Source organism: Desulfobacterales bacterium (genome assembly GCA_029211065.1).
Classification (GTDB): Bacteria; Desulfobacterota; Desulfobacteria; order Desulfobacterales; family JARGFK01; genus JARGFK01.
On the sequence record JARGFK010000219.1, the window covers coordinates 1 to 3,076 of the forward strand.

The 3,076-nt window shown below is 44.9% G+C and carries 3 protein-coding genes; all 3 read left to right on the top strand.

The annotated features are described in order from the left end of the window. The first annotated feature begins 78 nt into the window (after positions 1–78). The 3 genes from P1P89_22905 to P1P89_22915 are packed head-to-tail and all read left to right on the top strand — an operon-like array spanning position 79 to position 3,059. Positions 79–1,020, top strand: coding sequence for a methyltransferase domain-containing protein (locus P1P89_22905; protein ID MDF1594373.1), 942 nt, complete (start codon positions 79–81; stop codon positions 1,018–1,020). Then, positions 998–2,314 carry a glycosyltransferase family 4 protein gene (locus tag P1P89_22910; protein ID MDF1594374.1) on the top strand — a complete coding sequence of 439 codons (1,317 nt, stop codon included), beginning with the start codon at positions 998–1,000 and terminating at the stop codon, positions 2,312–2,314. Before P1P89_22905 ends, P1P89_22910 begins: the two co-directional genes overlap by 23 nt. 46 nt (positions 2,315–2,360) lie before the next feature. Then, positions 2,361–3,059 (top strand): sugar transferase, encoded by a 699-nt coding sequence (locus P1P89_22915; protein MDF1594375.1) that lies wholly within the window; start codon positions 2,361–2,363, stop codon positions 3,057–3,059. The last annotated feature ends 17 nt before the right edge of the window (positions 3,060–3,076 follow it).

Consider the following 3,076-nt stretch of genomic DNA (forward strand, 5'->3'; position numbering starts at 1 on the left):
GTTGGTTATCTCGTGGCATGCGATAACTTACTTCCAGTATGACTTGACGGAATAATTACCTTCCGCAAAAGGATCTAAATGCGCTGGCAAACAAAAGCCAAAATCATGAAACTCTGTGCCCAAATGCCAGGGGGGGGAGCACTGTATCGGTATATTCAGAAGACTTTTGGTCGGTTGCGTGCGAACCCTATGGCGAGACTCCCCGCCCAGGCGAAAATGGTGAAATGGTTGTTGGAGTCGGGACGGGATATCGTGGGCAAGCGGTTTTTTGAGGTGGGGACAGGGCATGTGCCAATAGCACCAATTGGTTTCTTTTTGTGCGGTGCGGGTTCAGTTATTACGGTTGATCTGCACCGACGGATTGAATGGGGGTTAACGATAGAGTCTTTAAATTGGATTGCTTCAAACCGCAATGAGGTTGCGGGTATTTATCAAGATATCGTGGATGCGGCGCTTTTTAATGAACGACATGCTCTTTTATCATGTCATAAAAATAACCCTTCTGAGTTTTTCAAAGAAGCGCGGATTGAATATTTAGCGCCGATGGATGCTGCCAATACCCGGCTACCGGCAAAAAGCGTGGATTTCCACTTTTCCCTAACCACGTTGGAGCATATTCCACAGGCAATTATCAAAGATATCTTTTTGGAAGCAAAGAGAATCCTGAAGCCGAAAGGACTGGCTGTCCATTTCATTGATTTGAGCGACCACTTTCAGCACCAAGACAAAAGCATAACCAGTATTAATTTTCTGCGGTATTCTGAAAAAGAGTGGGAAAAAATTGCGGGTAATGAGTTTGCATATTGCAATCGCCTGCGAGCAAGTGATTATCTTGCGTTGTTCAAGGAAGCGGGATTTGATATATGCCGTCATGAAGTTCAGGAAGACGAAGATGTGCGGGTAAGCATAAGAGATGGGTTTATGGTTGATGAGAGGTTTCAGGATTACAGTGTTGATGATCTTTGCACTACCGGGCTCAGGGTTGCGTTGAAGAAAAATGGAAAGCCCACTGGCATATGAATACGGTGTCAATAATCATACCTTGCCGGAACGAAGAAAAATATATCGGGCAGTGTCTGGATTCTTTAATATGAAAATTATTTACCTCCACCAATATTTTAACACACCTCAAATGTTCGGTGGTACACGTTCCTATGAAATGGCCCGTCGTTTTGTTGCGGCTGGCCATGAAGTGCATATGATTACATCAAGTCGGGAGAGAAACAATAATGCTTCCGGGTGTCTGGAAGAGATTATTGATGGAATTCACGTTCACTGGTTGTCAGTGTCATATTCAAACAAAATGGATTTTAAGGCACGCATTTTAGCTTTTTTAAAGTTTGCTGTTGCCTCGGGTGTAAAAGCATACAAAGTGGGCGGTGATGTAATATTTGCCACCAGCACTCCTTTAACCATTGCATTGCCGGCCGTGTACGCCGCCAGACGATTGAAAAAACCTATGGTTTTCGAGGTGAGGGATCTGTGGCCTGAGTTGCCTATTGCGGTGGGGGCGCTTAAAAATCCTTTTTTGAAAAAAGCTGCAAAATGGCTTGAACGGTTTGCATATCAGAATTCAGCAGAAATTATAGCACTCTCCCCCGGTATGAAGGATGGTATTATTCGAACCGGATACCCGGCCGAGCATGTCCATGTGATACCTAATAGTTGCGACCTTAAGCTTTTCCAGGTTCCGCTTGAGTCTGGAATTGCCTTCCGTAAACGATTCCCATTAATAAATGATCGGCCTCTGGTGATATATGCAGGTACTTTTGGCCGGATCAACGGTGTTGGATACATAGTCAGATTAGCGGCGGAAATGCAAAAACTATCCCCTGAAACATGTTTTCTGGTTATTGGTGACGGCTATGAATTTGAGATGGTTGCAAACTTTGCACGCGATCTTGGTGTGCTTGACCAAAATTTCTTCATGATGTCACAGCTCTCAAAGGCTGAAATGCCAGCTCTCTTTTCGGCCGCAACAATTACCATCTCGACAGTTATTGATCTGCCGCAGATGGGGTCCAATTCGGCTAACAAATTTTTCGATTCCCTCGCCGCAGGGCGACCCGTGGCTATCAATTATGAAGGCTGGCAGGCTGAGATTTTGAGAAAAAGCGGTGCTGGAATAGTTTTGCCTGCCAATGACATATACAAGGCTGCCCGACGATTAAAACAGGCTATATCTGATAAAGATTGGTGTTCCCGTGCTGCTACTGAAGCGCTAAAACTGGCACGGACACAATTTGATCGGGACCACTTGGCAAAAAAACTGGAAGCGGTCCTTGTGAGCGCTGTATCAAATTTTAAAAAATAATGAGTATTCTACAAACTGATTAAAAGAATAAAAGAATTTAAAAATCTTGACGGCCGATAAATCAGGGGAAGGATCGCGGGGAAAAGTGATTCCTCAGCTCTTTAAATCAAAAAACAGCCCATATCGTCGATTCGGAAAACGATTGTTCGACTTGACACTGGCGGTTCCGGGGTATCTGGTGCTTTCATCTGTCATGGGCGTCATCGCTTTACTCGTGAGATTGAAACTGGGCTGTCCCGTGCTTTTTCGCCAGGAGCGTCCGGGGCTTCATGGCATGCCGTTTACTATATATAAATTCCGAACCATGACGGATGCTATAAACCCTGACGGCAAGTTGCTTCCAGATGCCGAGCGGCTGACGCGTTTGGGCCGGTTTTTGCGCAGCACGAGTCTGGATGAACTGCCGGAGTTATGGAATGTTCTCAAGGGAGATATGAGCATCGTAGGACCAAGACCACTTTTGATGCAGTACTTGGAGCGATATACGCCGGTGCAGGCCAGGCGCCACGAAGTCAAACCTGGCATTACCGGGTGGGCGCAAGTGAATGGGCGGAATAATACTCCCTTTAGCAAACGATTTGCCATGGATGTCTGGTACGTCGATAATTGCTCTTTTCAGCTTGATTTAAAAATTATTATTTTAACAGTGATCAAGGTTCTCAGGCAAGAAGATGTAAGATCAGACCTTGATCAATGTTATTATGAAGTAGATGATTGTGGCTTATCAAATGATCGTAATAAATAGAAGCAGAAGGTCTCATT